The organism is Streptococcus sp. HMSC071D03, from assembly GCF_001812125.1.
GTDB lineage: Bacteria > Bacillota > Bacilli > Lactobacillales > Streptococcaceae > Streptococcus > Streptococcus pseudopneumoniae_N.
Genome location: NZ_KV807715.1, coordinates 3,577 through 20,985 on the forward strand (window position 1 = coordinate 3,577; position 17,409 = coordinate 20,985).

Annotated in this window: 21 protein-coding genes and 2 pseudogenes; 5 read left to right on the forward strand and 18 right to left on the reverse strand. The window is 37.7% G+C overall.

Annotation, left to right across the window (positions count from 1 at the left end; translation table 11 throughout):
- The 11 genes and pseudogenes from HMPREF2837_RS02425 to HMPREF2837_RS02470 form a co-directional block, all read right to left on the reverse strand.
- Positions 1–331 (reverse strand): annotated as a pseudogene (locus HMPREF2837_RS02425) (hypothetical protein); the annotation flags it as partial.
- A 91-nt stretch (positions 332–422) separates the two neighbouring features.
- Positions 423–596, reverse strand: a complete 174-nt coding sequence (locus HMPREF2837_RS11370; RefSeq protein WP_186823193.1) for a hypothetical protein — start codon at positions 594–596, stop codon at positions 423–425.
- 245 nt (positions 597–841) lie between these two features.
- A complete protein-coding gene (locus HMPREF2837_RS02430; RefSeq protein WP_049548477.1) occupies positions 842–1,693 on the reverse strand; it encodes a DnaA ATPase domain-containing protein in 852 nt (283 codons plus the stop codon).
- A gap of 11 nt (positions 1,694–1,704) precedes the next feature.
- Complete coding sequence (locus HMPREF2837_RS02435; RefSeq protein ID WP_049548476.1) at positions 1,705–2,562, reverse strand: phage replisome organizer N-terminal domain-containing protein; 858 nt, start codon at positions 2,560–2,562, stop codon at positions 1,705–1,707.
- A 74-nt stretch (positions 2,563–2,636) separates the two neighbouring features.
- On the reverse strand, positions 2,637–2,849 hold the full coding sequence (locus HMPREF2837_RS02440) for a hypothetical protein (RefSeq protein ID WP_049548475.1): 213 nt from the start codon (positions 2,847–2,849) through the stop codon (positions 2,637–2,639).
- A gap of 107 nt (positions 2,850–2,956) precedes the next feature.
- Positions 2,957–3,091, reverse strand: a pseudogene (locus HMPREF2837_RS11935) (BOW99_gp33 family protein); the annotation flags it as partial.
- Positions 3,092–3,097: 6 nt separating this feature from the next.
- The gene (locus tag HMPREF2837_RS11375; RefSeq protein WP_186823194.1) at positions 3,098–3,256 is read right to left on the reverse strand and encodes a hypothetical protein; all 159 of its coding nucleotides are present in this window, start codon (positions 3,254–3,256) and stop codon (positions 3,098–3,100) included.
- 10 nt (positions 3,257–3,266) lie between these two features.
- Positions 3,267–3,533 carry a hypothetical protein gene (locus HMPREF2837_RS02450; protein WP_049548473.1) on the reverse strand — a complete coding sequence of 89 codons (267 nt, stop codon included), beginning with the start codon at positions 3,531–3,533 and terminating at the stop codon, positions 3,267–3,269.
- 205 nt (positions 3,534–3,738) lie between these two features.
- Positions 3,739–3,942 carry a hypothetical protein gene (locus HMPREF2837_RS02460; protein WP_049548471.1) on the reverse strand — a complete coding sequence of 68 codons (204 nt, stop codon included), beginning with the start codon at positions 3,940–3,942 and terminating at the stop codon, positions 3,739–3,741.
- Positions 3,932–4,204, reverse strand: a complete 273-nt coding sequence (locus HMPREF2837_RS02465) for a hypothetical protein (RefSeq protein WP_049548470.1) — start codon at positions 4,202–4,204, stop codon at positions 3,932–3,934. Before HMPREF2837_RS02465 ends, HMPREF2837_RS02460 begins: the two co-directional genes overlap by 11 nt.
- A gap of 182 nt (positions 4,205–4,386) precedes the next feature.
- Positions 4,387–4,572 (reverse strand): hypothetical protein, encoded by a 186-nt coding sequence (locus tag HMPREF2837_RS02470; RefSeq protein WP_049548469.1) that lies wholly within the window; start codon positions 4,570–4,572, stop codon positions 4,387–4,389.
- A 157-nt stretch (positions 4,573–4,729) separates the two neighbouring features.
- Between HMPREF2837_RS02470 and HMPREF2837_RS02475 the strand changes: the two genes are divergently transcribed.
- Together HMPREF2837_RS02475 and HMPREF2837_RS02480 are read left to right on the forward strand one after the other, a co-directional pair.
- Positions 4,730–5,263, forward strand: a complete 534-nt coding sequence (locus HMPREF2837_RS02475; RefSeq protein WP_053090647.1) for a helix-turn-helix domain-containing protein — start codon at positions 4,730–4,732, stop codon at positions 5,261–5,263.
- A gap of 91 nt (positions 5,264–5,354) precedes the next feature.
- The gene (locus HMPREF2837_RS02480) at positions 5,355–6,518 is read left to right on the forward strand and encodes a tyrosine-type recombinase/integrase (RefSeq protein WP_049548468.1); all 1,164 of its coding nucleotides are present in this window, start codon (positions 5,355–5,357) and stop codon (positions 6,516–6,518) included.
- Between the two features lie 153 nt (positions 6,519–6,671).
- Here the strand turns inward: HMPREF2837_RS02480 and eno are convergent, their stop codons facing one another.
- A complete protein-coding gene (eno, locus tag HMPREF2837_RS02485) occupies positions 6,672–7,976 on the reverse strand; it encodes a surface-displayed alpha-enolase (protein WP_000022825.1) in 1,305 nt (434 codons plus the stop codon).
- 164 nt (positions 7,977–8,140) lie between these two features.
- On the opposite strand from eno, the gene HMPREF2837_RS02490 reads away from it, so the two are divergent.
- A complete protein-coding gene (locus tag HMPREF2837_RS02490) occupies positions 8,141–8,584 on the forward strand; it encodes a DUF1694 domain-containing protein (RefSeq protein WP_075229011.1) in 444 nt (147 codons plus the stop codon).
- Here the strand turns inward: HMPREF2837_RS02490 and HMPREF2837_RS02495 are convergent.
- The 6 genes from HMPREF2837_RS02495 to glgB all read right to left on the reverse strand — a co-directional run bounded on the left by HMPREF2837_RS02495 (position 8,581) and on the right by glgB (position 16,185).
- The gene (locus HMPREF2837_RS02495; protein ID WP_075230583.1) at positions 8,581–9,696 is read right to left on the reverse strand and encodes a glycerate kinase; all 1,116 of its coding nucleotides are present in this window, start codon (positions 9,694–9,696) and stop codon (positions 8,581–8,583) included. The two genes, HMPREF2837_RS02490 and HMPREF2837_RS02495, sit on opposite strands and share 4 nt — an antisense overlap.
- 16 nt (positions 9,697–9,712) lie before the next feature.
- Positions 9,713–10,354, reverse strand: a complete 642-nt coding sequence (gene serB, locus HMPREF2837_RS02500; RefSeq protein WP_075230584.1) for a phosphoserine phosphatase SerB — start codon at positions 10,352–10,354, stop codon at positions 9,713–9,715.
- 211 nt (positions 10,355–10,565) lie between these two features.
- On the reverse strand, positions 10,566–11,999 hold the full coding sequence (gene glgA / locus HMPREF2837_RS02505; protein ID WP_075230585.1) for a glycogen synthase GlgA: 1,434 nt from the start codon (positions 11,997–11,999) through the stop codon (positions 10,566–10,568).
- Positions 11,996–13,135: a glucose-1-phosphate adenylyltransferase subunit GlgD gene (gene glgD / locus HMPREF2837_RS02510; RefSeq protein ID WP_075230586.1), complete on the reverse strand. Its 1,140-nt coding sequence runs from the start codon at positions 13,133–13,135 to the stop codon at positions 11,996–11,998. Before glgD ends, glgA begins: the two co-directional genes overlap by 4 nt.
- Entirely contained in the window at positions 13,125–14,267 is a 1,143-nt protein-coding gene (locus tag HMPREF2837_RS02515; protein ID WP_075230587.1) for a glucose-1-phosphate adenylyltransferase, read from the reverse strand. The genes glgD and HMPREF2837_RS02515 overlap by 11 nt, the downstream gene beginning before the upstream one ends.
- Positions 14,257–16,185: a 1,4-alpha-glucan branching protein GlgB gene (gene glgB, locus HMPREF2837_RS02520; protein ID WP_075230588.1), complete on the reverse strand. Its 1,929-nt coding sequence runs from the start codon at positions 16,183–16,185 to the stop codon at positions 14,257–14,259. The genes HMPREF2837_RS02515 and glgB overlap by 11 nt, the downstream gene beginning before the upstream one ends.
- Positions 16,186–16,753: 568 nt before the next feature.
- Between glgB and HMPREF2837_RS10615 the strand changes: the two genes are divergently transcribed.
- The gene (locus HMPREF2837_RS10615; RefSeq protein ID WP_080979362.1) at positions 16,754–16,996 is read left to right on the forward strand and encodes an IS110 family transposase; all 243 of its coding nucleotides are present in this window, start codon (positions 16,754–16,756) and stop codon (positions 16,994–16,996) included.
- Positions 16,932–17,393, forward strand: a complete 462-nt coding sequence (locus tag HMPREF2837_RS02530) for an IS110 family transposase (protein ID WP_239665525.1) — start codon at positions 16,932–16,934, stop codon at positions 17,391–17,393. The genes HMPREF2837_RS10615 and HMPREF2837_RS02530 overlap by 65 nt, the downstream gene beginning before the upstream one ends.
- The last annotated feature ends 16 nt before the right edge of the window (positions 17,394–17,409 follow it).

Consider the following 17,409-nt stretch of genomic DNA (forward strand, 5'->3'; position numbering starts at 1 on the left):
TCATTTCTACTGCTGTTGATTTAATACTAGAAAACAAAGTTAAGTCAGCTACATCATCCGCTGTAATAGATTCTTCTTTTGATTTAATGTTTGCTAATTCAATATTTTTCTCCTTTTCTAGTTGTTGATAAAGCATTTGAGCGGTATTGTGCGAATAATTTTCCGCATCTTTTTTATATTTCAAAAGCGTTTCTTCTGCATACACTTTTCCGATTAACTGTTTATGTAATTTGTCTTGAAAATCTTCCTGCATTGCAATATAACCACGCATATATTCTAATTTTTTCTTCCCAAATGCTTGAATGTCATTTTTAATTGTTGTAAGTGTCATGTTATCCTCCTTATGACAAAAAATAAAAGAGGTATGACAAAAGAGTGTTAAACTCAATTATCATACCTCTGGTTTTTCCAGTCAGTATTTATTAACATTGTTCTCCGTTGGTCACTTCTTTATAAACTATCTGCCCATCTTGAGCTTTTAGCTTAATACTGCCATGTTCTGGAATTTCAATGTACTTTATTATACCATTTTTTGAGTATAAAACAAAGCCTTTCTCCATCATTTCTAATAATTTATTATCCTTGTTTTCAGTCATGAATTTCTCCTTTATTTTAATTTATTATAATCTGAATATCTCTAGTCTATTGATTTGACTAGGTTTTTAAGGTTCGTGTTATAAAATACTACCCTTTTTGTGTACCCAATAGTTGTTTTTCGTCATTGATTAAATTACCATGCTTGATTAGTTTGGCCAAGGAAAGCATAGTAATTTTTTTAAGAGGGTGATTTCTCACCCCAGGAAAAGTATCTAGTTTTGTTTAGGTTTGTAAGAAAATTACTTCAGTTTAACTGCTTTACTTTGTTTTTTAACTGATTAATTGAGTATCGCTTATCCTTGATCGTGAATGACTTGAAAAAGTTACCCTCTAGGCCAGTTCTGACACGGCTGGCCACTCGATCACTATACAAGCTAGCAATCTCTGAGCTACTTAGATTTGTAGTAATAATGGTTTTATCTCGATTACTGAGAATATCAAAAATAAACCCTTCTTCCCAAACTGATTTACCTTTACTACTAGCGTTGTCCGATTTTATACCTAAATCATCAAGTACCAGGTAATCAACCTCTTTCAGCATTCTTGAGTAGTGCCCCTCTAGACTAGTAGGAGCGTTAAAGCTCTCTCGAACTCGTCTAAGGATTTCTGTTAGATTGACAAATAACACGCTTTTAAGCTCTCCTTTGGCCTTGTAGCCCTCGTTTATAGCCTTAGCAATGGCAACGCTTAAATGGCTTTTCCCTATGCCTGTAGAACCTGTAAATAGGGTATTCCCTGTCATACCGTCCAGGTATTTATCTACCTGATCCCTAGCAAATGCTAATAGTTGCTTTTCCTCGGCTGTCTCAGCTATGAAATTCTCAAAGCTAGCCTCTTTAAGTTCTCTAGGGATCGTACTGTCTCGCATAAGCACATTATAGGTTTTTAGGTAGGTCTCAGCATTTAGGCTATTATTAACTCCCTCTTGCTCTTGCCTTTCTATTAGTCCCTTTGTGCATTCAGGACAAAACTCATGTATACTTCGTTCCTTACTGCCTCTTATTGGCGTTGATATTTGCCAATAATTGACCTTGTGAACTTCACATACCTTATCACTAATTTTTCTGTTGTTATATTGCTCAAATTTATTTTCCATTGCTCATCCTCCTAAAATGGGTTTTCTTCTGTTCGTGTTTTTAGCCATTCTTCACGGCTAATAGGTTCTGCTTGATGTTGGAGATGCTTTTTAGTTTCATAAGCCTCTTTATCTTTCTTGACTTGCTCGACTGTTCTAAGTCCTTGCCCCTGCCATCTTTCAAGAATTGAACGTGTATATCTGATAGACTTTCCAGCATTTAAGATAGTTTCATCGAGGGCATAGATTAACAACGCTTGACCATGAATCTCTAGTAGATCCTCAACCTCTGCTATCATTGTCCCATTAACCGACATTTCACCAAAAGCTTGTTTGAGTTTTTCAAAGATTAGATTTTTGCCACCGCCAGCACCAACATTTTTTGAGGCGTTAGCCTCTTTTTGCTCTAGCTCTAGCTGTAGCTCTATCTCTTTCTCTATATCTATCTCTATCTCTGTCTTACATGTAGTTAACAATGTAAGATTGTCAGATGACATTGTAAAATTTTCCTTTTGTTCTCGTTGCTGTTTCCGATATTCTCGCATGTATGCTGCTTGGTTGGTTTCCTGCTGTACCAAGGCTTTAGCCTGTGGTAGTTCTGCGTTTTTATCTTCATCAATTTGTATTAGACCACACTTAGTAAAGTATGCCATGGTCATATCTATATCATCTTCCGATACATCTAATTTTAGGGCTAGCTCTTCCTTGAGATTGTCAAAGTAGCCCTCATAGTATAAAATACAGTCACTTTCCAAGCTCTCTAGCATAAGCCTAATATAAATGACTGTCATGGTGTACCCGCCAGGTACCGTCTTTAGCCTCTTGATAAAAATATTATCAAAAAATTTCTTATCAATTTTTAGCCAGAAATAGACTTTTGTTTTTGCCATTGTCCTCTCCCTTGCTCATTTATAATTCTCTAACTTGATGAGTTTTAATACTCTCTTGTGATTATCTGTTAAACTCATTCAATGCCTCCCCATACATTGATCCCTGTAAGCTGAATATATCGCCCATAATCAGGGCTTAAATCCTCGCTAGGTGTTTCCATCTGTTTGCTTTCTCGCTCAAATTGGGCGCTTTTTTGACGGTCTCGGTGGTTTAGATAAAGCAGCAAGCCAATCAATACCACGGAAAAGATAACCGCCTGTGTATTGGTTAAATCTAGCTCATTCATTTCATTGCCTCCTCAAACTGCTCTATAAGATTACCTCTCCTATCCTCTCCTATGCACCCTTTTGGTATATCAATGGTTGCAGACTGGTTGCCATTTTTTCGCATCTCCTCCATTCTACGCTCATTTACTTTTCTAAAAAGTGCATATACTGGGTTATCGTCAGGGATAACATATCCAGCAATACTATCTCTTTTTGTCCCGTCTGCCATCGTATGAGTTACGGTATAATGTTCTTTTACCATTCGCTTTTACCTCCAAATTGTTCTATGATTTAATTTTGTTACACGTTCGATCGATTCATCGCGCATGTTTCCTGGTACTTTATCACTGATAAATACCACATCTAAATTAGGTGAGTAATGGGCTCTACCTCTCCATCCATCACCATCAATAACAACCACTTTCAAAATAGACCTCCTAGCGTACAGTAAGAAAGTTAATCACATCAGAAACCTTAAAATAAAGTTTCTTGCTGCTTTCAAAAGGGGATTGATACGATACAAGCCCAATATCTATCCAATTTTTTAATGTTGTTCCAGAAATATCTAGCTCATCTTTGAGTTCCTTAGCAGTGATTAAACCTGTTTTCTTTTGTAACTTCTTCTCTAGCTCCAGCTTTTGTTGTGCTAGTCTATCAACTCTATCTAATAAACCCTGTTCAAATTCAACTGAAAATGTCGCCATACTACCCTCCTAATTGTAACCCTTGTTTGAGAACGAAATATATGCCCCGTAGCGCTCTTTTACATGGTCTGCGGTGTTTCCCTCCACTCTATCAATTTTGGGAGTAATATCAAGCTCTATATAGCTTTCATAATTCCATAATAGGACTAGAATAAACAAGCATATAATAATTAAGATAATACTTTGTGTTGGTGTTAGATTTAATTCATTCATTGCTGAACTCCTTGAAAAATCTATCTGATAATTCTGTATGTTCTAAAACAAGATACTTTAGCCCATTGATTGCTACCGTTACAAGATCTGTTGTTTTGTCTTGGTCAATATCAGTAATAGATATCTCTAAAGTGCTAATTACACTTTCTAGCTCAGTACATAGCAATTCATAGCTACTTAAAATCTTATCGTTCATGTTGTGTAATAACCTCCAATTCTTTATCATTACAATTTATCAACTTACAAGCGATCTGGTCTAATTCTTGATATGCTTGATCTGTCATTTCAAAAATAACGCTAAATGCTTGTTTCATTTGATGGTGTAAAACTGTGCTATCTACTCCAGAATTATCAGCAAGTAATAAAGCTTTACTTAGCTGTTGGATAATTTCAATATGTGGGAGTAACTTAGCTATTTTGTCGCCTTGTTGCTTGATGTTTTGTGTACTCAATGCCATTTTTGATTTTTTCCTTTATTTTTGGTAAAATTAGAATAGTAATATTTGATAAGGGGAGGATTGTTTTTCTCTCCCTTACTAAATACCTAACAAAACCACGCGCCTTGCCTTTGCTTGAGTTTTGTTATTTTTCCTTAGCCGTGTACGTTGGTTTGGTCGCCTGTACACGGCTTTTTTGTACCTTAATAGCCTTTTGCTAGCCATTCCATGACTTTCGTATAAACCGTTTTCTTAACTGTTCCACCCTGTACCACTTTTTTATAAGTGATTGGGTTAATACCAATAGCCTGTGCTGCCGCTTTAGCTGTCAACATGCTATCTGCTTGCTTACGACGCACAGCTTTAGCTTGATTTTCAGTGATAATCATGTATTTCCTCCTCTCCTTTTGTATCCGAACGGATATTTAATTACAAGGTTATTTTATATCTAAACGGTTACTTTGTCAAGTGTTTTAATAAAAAAATATATTTTTGGCTACATTTTTAGATTTTATGTTATAATCTTATTGAAACGGAGGTCATATAATGGGTGAATTAAAAGTCACAAATAGTACCAATATCAAAACTTTAAGAAAAGAGAAAAAGCTCACACAAGAAGAGCTAGCATCAATTATTGGTGTTACTAAATTAACAATTTTACGCTGGGAAAACGGCGAAAGAGTTCCCAAAGCTGACAAAGCCCAACTTCTAGCAGATTATTTCGGTGTAACTGTCCCATATCTTCTAGGCTATGAAAAAGAAATAAATAGCGCACTATATGAAACGTTACCGACTGTCATACAAAGAACTGATGAGCAGTATGAACATTACTTGGAGCTCTACAAATCTGCTGTGATAGAGGTAAACAATCAGTTGGATAATGTTGTAAAAGCACTTAATCCAGAAAAACAGTTCTCTTTTGAAAAAATAAGTGAATTCTTAATAGCTTTAGCTGGTGAAATAACCAAATTAGAAACCTCATCAGAAGCACTTCTAAAATTAAAAGATATTCAAATTCAAAACATTACAATGAAACATGAATTTGAACAATTCAAAAACTACTTTGAAAATAAGCAATAAAGCCAATTATCGAATAATAACAGTTACTCGTGTATAAATACCTAACAAAATCACGCGCCTTGCCTGCTGATGGAAAGAAAGGTACAAATACATGAATATCAAAGAGAAAATCAAAAAGAATGGCCAAAGAGTTTATTATGCTAGTGTTTATCTAGGCGTTGACCAACTAACGGGCAAAAAAGCCCGTACAACTGTTACAGCAACCACTAAAAAGGGCGTTAAAGTAAAAGCGCGTGATGCGATCAATACTTTTGCTGCTAATGGCTATACAGTTAAAGACAAGCCGACAATTACAACATATAATGAGCTTGTAAAAGTTTGGTGGGATAGTTACAAGAATACAGTTAAGCCAAATACTCGACAATCTATGGATGGATTTGTTAGAGTGCATTTATTGCCCGTATTTGGCGATTACAAGCTTTCTAAACTCACTACGCCTATTCTTCAACAGCAAGTAAATAAATGGGCTGACAAGGCAAATAAAGGCGAAAAAGGAGCATTTGCTAACTACTCTTTGCTCCATAACATGAATAAGCGTATTTTGAAATATGGCGTAGCTATCCAGGTAATACAATATAACCCAGCTAATGATGTCATCGTTCCACGCAAACAGCAGAAAGAAAAGGCTACTGTCAAATACTTAGACAACAAAGAATTAAAACAGTTTCTTGATTATTTAGATGCTCTGGATCAATCAAATTATGAGAACTTATTTGATGTTGTTCTGTATAAGACTTTATTGGCCACTGGTTGCCGTATTAGTGAGGCTCTAGCTCTTGAATGGTCTGATATTGACCTAGAAAGCGGTGTTATCAGCATCAATAAGACACTAAACCGCTATCAGGAAATAAATTCACCTAAATCAAGCGCTGGTTATCGAGATATACCAATAGACAAAGCCACATTACTTTTACTGAAACAATACAAAAACCGTCAACAAATTCAGTCTTGGAAATTAGGCCGATCTGAAACGGTTGTATTCTCTGTATTTACAGAAAAATATGCTTATGCTTGTAACTTACGCAAACGCCTAAATAAGCATTTTGATGCTGCTAGAGTAACTAACGTATCATTTCATGGTTTCCGCCATACACATACTACTATGATGCTCTACGCTCAAGCTAGCCCTAAAGATGTTCAGTACAGACTGGGACACTCTAATTTAATGATCACTGAAAATACTTACTGGCATACTAACCAAGAGAATGCAAGAAAAGCCGTCTCAAATTATGAAACAGCTATCAGCAATTTATAAAGAATAAGGGTGACCCATTTCCGGGCTACCCTCTTACTATACCAAAAATTAGTAGGGGTAGCAAAAAGGGTATTAAATTATAAAAAGCACTAAGGGAAAGCGCCCCAAAGTGCTTATTTCAAAGGCTTTATAGCCCCTCATCTCATAAAGAGATTATTTTTTAAGGTTGTAGAATGATTTCAATCCACGGTATTCAGCTACTTCACCAAGTTGGTCTTCGATACGAAGTAATTGGTTGTATTTAGCGATACGGTCTGTACGTGAAAGTGAACCAGTCTTGATTTGACCTGCATTTGTTGCAACTGCGATGTCAGCGATTGTTGAATCTTCAGTTTCACCTGAACGGTGTGATACAACAGCAGTGTAACCAGCTTCTTTAGCCATTTCGATAGCGTCGAATGTCTCAGTAAGAGTACCGATTTGGTTAACTTTGATAAGGATTGAGTTAGCAGCGCCTTCAGCGATACCTCTTTCAAGGTAAGCAGTGTTTGTTACGAAGAAGTCGTCACCAACCAATTGAACTTTACCACCAAGACGTTCAGTAAGAGCTTTCCAACCGTCCCAGTCATTTTCGTCCATACCATCTTCGATAGTGATGATTGGGTATTTGTTTACCAATTCTTCAAGGTAGTCGATTTGTTCTGCAGAAGTACGAACAGCAGCTCCTTCACCTTCGAATTTAGTGTAGTCGTATACTTTGCGTTCTTTATCGTAGAATTCTGATGATGCACAGTCAAATCCGATAAATACGTCTTTACCTGGAACATAACCAGCAGCTTCGATAGCAGCAAGGATAGTTTCAACACCGTCTTCAGTTCCTTCGAAACGAGGAGCAAATCCACCTTCGTCACCTACAGCTGTTTCAAGACCACGAGATTTAAGGATTTTCTTAAGAGCGTGGAAGATTTCAGCACCCCAACGAAGAGCTTCTTTGAATGTTGGTGCACCAGCAGGTACGATCATGAATTCTTGGAAAGCGATTGGAGCATCTGAGTGAGAACCACCGTTGATGATGTTCATCATTGGAGTTGGAAGAACTTTAGTGTTAAATCCACCAAGGTAGCTGTAAAGTGGGATTTCAAGGTAGTCAGCAGCAGCACGAGCTACAGCGATAGACACACCAAGGATTGCGTTAGCACCCAATTTACCTTTGTTAGGAGTACCGTCAAGTGCGATCATAGCACGGTCAATAGCTTGTTGGTCACGTACATCGTAGCCGATGATTGCTTCAGCGATGATGTTGTTTACGTTGTCAACAGCTTTTTGTGTACCAAGACCACCGTAACGAGATTTGTCACCATCACGAAGTTCAACTGCTTCGTGTTCACCAGTAGAAGCTCCTGATGGAACCATACCACGTCCGAAAGCACCTGATTCAGTGTAAACTTCTACTTCAAGTGTTGGGTTACCGCGTGAGTCTAGGACTTCGCGAGCGTAAACATCAGTAATAATTGACATTTTTTACTCTCCTTATTGAGTTAAATTTTTTACACCTCTATGATACCTTAAAAAGACACCTTTTTCAAGGAAAAACGTTATCTTTGTGCAAATTTTCCTTAAGTTTATAAAGTAATCGCTTTCTTTTGTCTGTTTTCTCCTTTATTTTATGATATACTATTTTTATGACTGATGTATCAAAACAAATTCTAGAAAAAGCTCATGGTGGGCTTAAACTAAATCCAGATGAACAGAGACGTTTTCTCGGCACTTTTGAGGAACGTGTCCTTGGCTATGCAGACCTAGAAACAGCTAATGATGATAATTTTTATAAGGGTTATGTATCTATTTTAGCTAGTCTAAAAAATGAAACTGAACCTCTGTTTGTCAAGATTTCTCCTCAAGTAGTATTTGAAAAACAGGTCTATTATTTAAAACAAGCCAAAGATGCTGACTGCCAAGCGACCATCGTTTCAGAAGATCACAATTCATCCCCTTTTGGCTTGATTATTCATAGTGATGCCCCTGTTCAAATAAATGAAAAAGACCTTAAAAAGGCCTTTCCAGACTTGTGGCAAGAGAAAGAGACCAAAGCTCCTACTTCTTTTTGGAAAAAATGGTTTGGTTAATTCTTCTTCAAAGCTAAGATCTGACCAATGTTTGCAGCTGTGTTTTCTAAATAGACTGTTGCCTTTTTCAGACTGTCTTCTAGTGGTTCACTTTTTTCTAAGATAGAAAAGGCTGCAACGAGATTTTCAAATGATAAGGGTGGTAAATCCTCTGACAGACTCCCACAAATAGCAATAACTGGAACACCATCTGGTGTTCTTTTTGCTACCCCAATTGGAGCCTTGCCAGCTAGACTTTGAGCGTCTAACCTACCTTCACCAACGATGACAAGATCCGCATCCGCAACTTTCTGATCAAAACCGATTAGATCTAAACAAGTGTTAATACCAGATACAATTGTTGCTCCAGTAAAAGCACATAAGCCAGCTGCAATACCACCACCTGCTCCAGCTCCTTCCAGCTTTAAGATTTCAGGGGCAACTTTACGATAGAAGTTTTCAATAGCAGAATCAACTTCATGAAATTGAGTTGGATCTAATCCTTTTTGTTGCCCAAATGTGTAAGTGGCACCGTGTGGTCCACAGAGTGAATTTGTCACATCTGCTAAAATTTTAATTCGCACATCAGAAGGAATAGACATAGCTTTCTCCTTTGAGATATCAGTAATTTCAAACAAGGATTGACCAGTAGCTAGAAGTTCATCCCCATTTTTGTCATAGAACTGGTAACCAAGTCCTGAAGCAATACCAATTCCACCATCGTTACTGGATGTACCACCGACTCCGATATAGATTTCTTTCATTCCTTGCTCTATTAAATGCAGAATCAGTTGACCAATCCCCTTTGTTTGAATCTTCAGGGGATTGCGTTTTTCAATGGGAATTTTAGCAAGCCCAACTAAATCGGCCACCTCGAACAGAGCAAGTTCTCCTTTTTGAACATAAGTCATTTGAACCTCATCTCCAAAGGGACCTGTCACTAAAGCAGTTTTTTCTACAAGACCAAGTGAATTTTTAATGGCATCCACTGTTCCTTCCCCTCCATCGCCAACAGGTAAGAGCAAACATTCCGATTCAGGTAGAGCCTTTTGAAGGCCTCGTTTGATAGCTTTAGCTACTTCACTTGCAGGGAGACTCTCCTTAAAAGAGTCAGGTGCGATAACAATTTTCATACACTCTCCTTTCTAATCAAAATAAATCTATCAGCTTCAATACTCTTGAGAAATCTCTTTCTTCAATTTGAAGGGGAATTTCCTCTTTCACGATTGCTTTGGCACAGAAGCCAATGCCGATTCCAGCTCTCTTTAACATTGCTAAATCATTAGCTCCATCTCCAATAGCAATGGTCCTCTCGATAGGTACCTCTAATTCATCAGCCCATCTTACTAGGGTTTCTTCTTTAACTTCTCTGCTTATAAGGGGACCAATAAGATTTCCAGTTAAATGACCATCTCTGATTTCCAGTTGATTAGCAGAAAATAATGAAATCCCTAAATCTTTTGCTATTCTTTCAACCACAGGTGTAAATCCCCCCGAAATTAAACCCACTTCTATCTGATTTTTTTGCAGAGTGTTAATAAATTGCGCAGCATTTTTACTAAGGTGTAGTTCATGATAAATCTTATCAAAAGTATCTATAGAAAGTCCTTTTAGAAGGGAAACACGTTTTCTCAGGCTTTCTTCAAAATCAAGTTCTCCTCTCATAGCTTGGGCAGTCAGTAGAGCTACTTCTTCTTCACATTCTGCTTCTTTCCCCAACAAATCAATAACTTCCTCTTCTATCAGAGTCCCATCTACATCCAGTACACAGAGTCCTCTAGTTTTACTCATATAACTTCCTTACTTTTTTCATTTCAAAAAAGAGGTTGGGACAAAAGATCCCAACCTCACTTTTTATTAGCAATCAAACTTTGACGCGGTAGCTGATTGAACTTTTTGTTCGTCTTTTAGACTCCAAAAAGCTCCTAATCATCCTCGCGGGGCTGGGACTACGAAATCGAGACTTTATCTATCGATTTCTGTCCCACCGCCTTTTAACTATTTAGTTTGCTAAGCTATGGTACAAATCAAGATAGGACTTGCAGGCTGTATCCCAAGAGAAATCACATTCCATAGCTTGAACTTGCATATTTTTCCAAACATCAGGATGGTTGTGATAAACATCCAAAGCTGTTTGCAATGCCCAGTTGAGCCAGTATGGAGTTAGGTTGTTAAAGCTAAAGCCTGTACCTGTTCCTTCAATTGGATTAAAGGCTTGAACAGTATCTCTAAGTCCACCCACCTCGTTTACTAAAGGAAGCGTACCATATCTCATGGCCATCATTTGTGAAAGTCCACACGGTTCAAAGCGACTTGGCATGAGGAAAATATCACATGCTGCATAAATCTCTTGAGCTAATTTCACATCGAAAGTAATATTGGCAGAAAGTTTTTCTGGGAATACTTGACTAAACCAAGAGAAGGCTTGTTCAAATCCTGGATCTCCAGTTCCCAAGAGAACAATTTGAATATCCTCTTGAAGCATACGATGCAGGCTTTCAACCACCACATCAAAGCCCTTCTGACGAGTCAAACGTGACACGATACCAATCATTGGCACATCAGGACGTACTGGAAGACCAACTCTTTCTTGAAGTTTCGCTTTATTTTGAGCCTTACCTGACAAATCAGTTTTATTAAAATGATACTCAAGTAAAGCATCCGTCTCTGGGTTGTACAAATCTGTATCAATACCATTAACAATACCTGAAACCTTACCAGATTCCATACGAAGAATCTGATCAATACCGCAACCAAACTCTGTAGTCATAATCTCATAAGCATAGCTCGGTGACACGGTTGATACACGGTCTGCATAGAGAATACCAGCCTTCATCCAGTTAAGACAATCATTCCAACGAACTGTTCCATCAGCGTAGCGCTCAAATCCAACCCTGAACAAGTCCCAAAGCATGCTTTCAGAGAATTGACCTTGAAATTCCAAGTTATGAATGGTCAAAACAGTCTTGATTCCTTGGTAAGCTTGAATCCATCTGTATTTTTCTTTTAACAAGAACGGAATCATTGCTGTATGGTAGTCATGAGCGTGGAGGACATCAGGGATAAATCCGATACGCTCCATAGCTTCAAGGGCAGCAAGTTGGAAGAAGGCAAAGCGTTCACCATCATCGAAATCTCCATAAACATGCCCACGGAAGAAATAATATTGATTGTCGATAAAGTAGAAGGTAACACCATTTAAAACTGTTTTCTTAATTCCACAAAATTGTCTGCGCCAACCAACATAGACTTCGAATTGAAGGACATCTTCAATCTGATTACCAAACTTAGCTTCAACCATGTCATAATAGGGTAAGATAACAGCAACTTCATGCCCAGCTTTTACTAATGATTTTGGAAGTGCTCCGATAACGTCTCCCAATCCACCTGTTTTTGAAAAGGGAGCACCCTCTGCTGCTACAAATAAAATTTTCATGAAAGGACATCCTCTGTTACTTTTTCGCCTTTTTTGATGACAACAGGGTTTTCTGCTGTACCTCGAATGACAACTCCCTCAGCTATTTCAGCACCCTTATCAACGATTGCATACTCGACTTGTGCACCTTTACCAACGATAACGCGAGGGAAAATAAGAGACTCTTTAACCAAGCTATCTTTATTGATTCGAACATTACGCGAAATAATAGATTTATCCACTTCACCTTCAATGATACTACCAGAAGCAAATTGAGATGTGTTCACTTTTGAACCTGATGCATAGTAGGTAGGTTCTTCGTTTTTAACTTTAGTATGAATTTTTTGATTTGGTGAGAACAAAGAGTAGAACTTATGCTGATCAAGCATATCTAGATTCGCTTGATAGTATGTTTCTACTGAATGAATATTTGCTAGGTAACCTGTATATTCATATGCAAAAGCACCTTCTTTTGCTGCCAAATCACGAAGAACATAGCGTAATTTTTCTGGATATTCTTTTTGAGCTTCTTCTTCTAAACGTTTAATCAACCATTGAGTGTCTACTACAAAGATATCTGTCGACATGTTGTAGTATTCTTGGTCTGATTTTTTATCAAAGAGTTTGTGAGAAAGCACGTGGTCAGTTTCATCAATATCAAGGATTGCATTTACTTCTGAAATATCTTTCTTAGGTAATTTCTTATAAACTACTGTAATCGGTGATTTTGTTGTATTATGCAAATGGAAAACTTGATTGAGATCGATATTCACTAAAACATCACAGTTCAAGGAAACGGTTTGGTCTGAACCTGAACGTTTTAGGTAAGTCAAAAGTTGTTGATAGTACTCTTTACCAACAGTGCTACTTTCTACACGAGTATTGTAGATTCCAAGATAGTAGTGGCTAAGCAACGTATTCAAGCCCCATTCACGTCCTGAACGAATATGGTCAAATACAGAGCTGATGTTATCTTGTTGGAAGATTCCAAAGATACTACGAACCCCAGCATTTGCTAAACTTGAAAGTGGGAAGTCAATCAAACGATACTTTCCTCCAAATGGCAAACTTGCCACTGGACGGTTACTTGTCAAGGTTGACATATCATGGAAACCAACGGTATTTCCTAAAATCGCTGAATATTTATCAATCTTCATCTGTTGCTACCCCCACTACTTCGTTATATCCGACTACTTGTACTTCTTCTGTACCATCAATTTCAACACCATCGGCAATAATTGCACCTTCACCGATGATTGCACGTGTAATTTTAGCACCTCTACCGATAACTGCTCCACTCATGATAACAGAATCAACAACTTCTGCTCCCTTACGAACTTGAGCAGTTGTAGAAAGAATAGAGTGTTTCACTGTACCATTTACGTAACAGCCGTCCACTACAAGAGAGTCTTCTACTTGAGCGAATTCTCCAAGGAAGTTTGGTGGAGCGATAAGGTTACGAGAATAAATTTTCCATTGACGGTTACGGCTATCTAGAGCATTCTCTGGAGAGATGTATTCCATATTTGCTTCCCAGAGTGATTCGATAGTACCAACGTCCTTCCAGTATCCATTGAACTCATAAGCATAGACACTTTCACCAGTTTCAAGATAGTTCGGAATAACGTTTTTACCAAAATCTGACATATCAATATTAGCCTTTTCAGCTGCAACTAGCATATTGCGAAGTCGTTTCCAATCAAAGATATAAATACCCATTGACGCCTTAGTTGATTTTGGTTGGGCAGGTTTTTCATCAAATTCGACAATACGATTATTAGCATCTGTATTCATAATACCAAAACGGCTAGCTTCTTTAAGTGGCACATCTAAGACAGCAACTGTCAAGCTGGCATTATTGTCCTTGTGTGATTGGAGCATATCATCGTAGTCCATCTTGTAGATATGGTCACCCGAAAGAATCAAAACATACTCAGGATTGATGCTGTCGATATAGTCGATATTTTGGTAAATGGCATGACTTGTACCTTCAAACCAACGGTTTCCTTCACTTGCAGAGTAGGGTTGAAGGATAGAAACACCTGTGTCAATACCGTCTAGACCCCAACTAGAACCATTACCAATGTGGCTGTTGAGTGCTAGTGGTTGATACTGTGTGATAACCCCAACATTATGGATACCAGAGTTGGCACAGTTTGAAAGAGCGAAGTCAATGATACGGTAGCGCCCACCAAATTGCACGGCAGGTTTAGCAATGCTTTGAGTGAGTTTACCGAGACGAGTTCCTTGCCCACCAGCAAGGATTAAAGCTAGCATTTCATTCTTCATTTTCTACTCCTTTTTGAGTCTTATTTGTGACAGTTTTAGCAGGTTTCAAGCGACGTTTGATTTTCCAAATACTTGCTCCCATAGCTGGCAAGGTAAATGTCAAAGTCTGCTCATAATCCTTCCATAATCCTTCTTGAGTTTGAACTGTTTGGTTATGTTCTTTCCACACACCACCCCATTGTTCTAACTCTGTATTCCAAATTTCTTCATAAATGCCTGCAACTGGAAGACCAATTGTAAAATCAGGACGTTCAACTGGTGCCATATTGAAGACACAGACTAGCATCTCGCCTTTCTTACCTTTTCGGATAAAGGATAGGACGCTTTGGTCTCTATTATCTGCATCAATGATTTCAATCCCATCATAGCTTGTATCCACTTCCCAAAGACAACGATGGTCTTTGTAGAATTGATTAAGCTGTGAAGTGAAATATTTCATCTTAGCATTCATTGGATCATCTAGATTAGACCACTCCAATTGCTCTTCGGATTTCCACTCTAGGAATTGACCAAACTCACTACCCATGAAGAGTAATTTCTTACCAGGGTGACAAATTTGATAGGTGTAGAGATTTCTCAGGCCTGCAAATTGATTGTAACGATCACCCCACATCTTATGCATCATACTCTTCTTACCATGGACAACCTCATCATGTGAGAATGGTAGAAGATAATTTTCTTTGAATACATACATAAAGCTGAAGGTCACAAGATTAAAGTCATACTTACGGTAAATTGGATCTTCTTCGTAGAAACGTAGGATATCATTCATCCAACCCATGTTCCACTTGTAGTCAAATCCAAGTCCACCCATTTCCTTCATACCAGTAATCTTGGTACCTGAAGAAGACTCCTCTGCAATCATCATAACATCCGGATGCGCTAGCTTAATAACATCATTCAAACGTTGTAGGAAATAATAGCCTTCATAGTTGAGATTGCCACCGTCTTTATTTGGTGTCCATGGAGCATTGTCATAATCTAGATAGAGAATATTACTTACGGCATCTACACGAATACCATCTAGGTGATAGAAATCAATCCAGAACTTAATACTAGAAATCAAGAAAGATTGGACTTCATTTTTACCAAGGTCAAAGTTGAGTGCTCCCCAACCGTAGTTGTTAGCCTTATTATGATCCTGGTATTCGAAAGTCGGTGTGCCGTCGTAGTATGCCAAAGCATCATCATTGATTGTAAAGTGACCTGGCACCCAATCCACAATTACACCGATATTGTTGATATGACATTCCTCAACAAAATCTTGGAACTCTTCAGGACGACCATAGGCATGCTCTAAAGCAAAGTAACCCATGAGCTGATAACCCCAACTCAAACCAAGTGGGTGAGCCATCAAAGGCATAAACTCGATATGAGTATAGTTCATCTCAACAAGATAGGGGATGAGCTCTTCTTTGAGTTGAGCAAAACTATAAGGTGTTCCATCAGGATTTCTCTTCCAAGATCCTGCATGCACCTCGTAGATATTGACCGGTCTTTCGAAAAATCTCCAACGTTTTCTACGAGCTAACCAGAGACCGTCCTTCCATTTTTTCTCAGGTATTTCTGTTAAAACAGCTCCTGTTCCCGGACGAGCTTCATAGCGTACTGCCAAAGGATCAATCTTCATAAGCTGATGACCATTAGCACGAGTAATATGATATTTATAAATATGCCCCTCTTGAGCTAAAGTTGTAAAAACTTCCCAAACTCCAGATTCATTACGAACCATGGGGATTTGATTTTCAGCCCAGTTAGTAAAATCACCAACTAGATGGACAGCCTGCGCATTTGGCGCCCAGATACGGAATGTATAGCCATACTCACCGTCTCTTTCTTCACGATGCGCTCCCAAATAGTGCTGAAGATGAAAATTTTCGCCACTAGTAAAAGTTCTTAAAGCCTCAAATTTATCCATTGAATCCCCCTTTTATTGTAAGCGTTTTCTATATTTCTATTATACTACCTTTTAAGAAAACTTTCAACTAATTTCCGAATTCTCCTAAAATTTTTTTCGAAAATCTTCATATAGTTATCTTAACATTTCTAAAATTTTCATAAATGATAATAAGCGATGGAATTTTCTATTAGCTACTATTACAAAAATAACTCTCATTATTTATATATAAAATAACTCGATTAAAAACTGAACGTTTTTAGATTTCGGTAATATAATATTCGTAGATAACTCTTTTTATATAATTTTACCAAATTTTCTGAAATTTTCAATCATTTTTAGTAATAGTTCCATTTTTATTTTTAGGTCTAGGAATATAAAAAAACTCTAAGCAGGCAGAAAAAGAAGTTTATTCTATAATTAAGCTGAACAATACAAATCCGTGGTGTTTAATAGGGCTTCTCCTAGCCTGTATAAAAAACTGGATGAACAAGAGTCATAAGATAACTCGAATATGCCTTGAGCATGAAAATATCTTACAATTAGCCTCTTGTTCTATTGTTCAAATAGTTAACAGGAGGTTTTTATAATGGAAGTCATGATTGAAATGTGTTGTGGTATTGATGTCCACCAAAAGTCTATCGTTTGTTGTATTCTAGATGGTCCACTAGATACCAATAAACCAAAGAAAATTCAGAAGAAATTTGGGACAACTACTCTAGCTCTTCAAAATGCCTTAGCTTGGATGGTAGAAAATCATGTCACACATGTCTTTTTTGAAAGCACTGGGCAATATTGGCTCCCTCTCTTTAATATCCTTTTCAGATTCTAATCTCGTCTTAGTACTTGCCAATCCTCAACATATCAAGAATGTGCCTGGTCGAAAAACAGACATGAAGGACGCTGAATGGATCGCTCAACTCGGCCGTTGCGGACTAATTGAACCTTCCTATATTCCTGCACCTGAAGTGGTACAGCTTCGTTTACTGACACGTCGCATGCGTTCTTATAAACAACGTCAAACTCAAGTTAAAAATGAAATTCACAATCTCTTACAACGGGCCAATATCAAGCTAACCAGTTATCTTTCTGATATTTTTTCTAAAACGGGGCAAGCACTTTTAAAATTATTCATTGACGGAGAAAGCATTAATGTAGAATCTGTTATCCCTTGTATCCAAAAGCGAGTGAAAGCAATCGCAAGCGCTCGATCAAGAAATCAAGCTTAACCAAGGAACTAAAGGA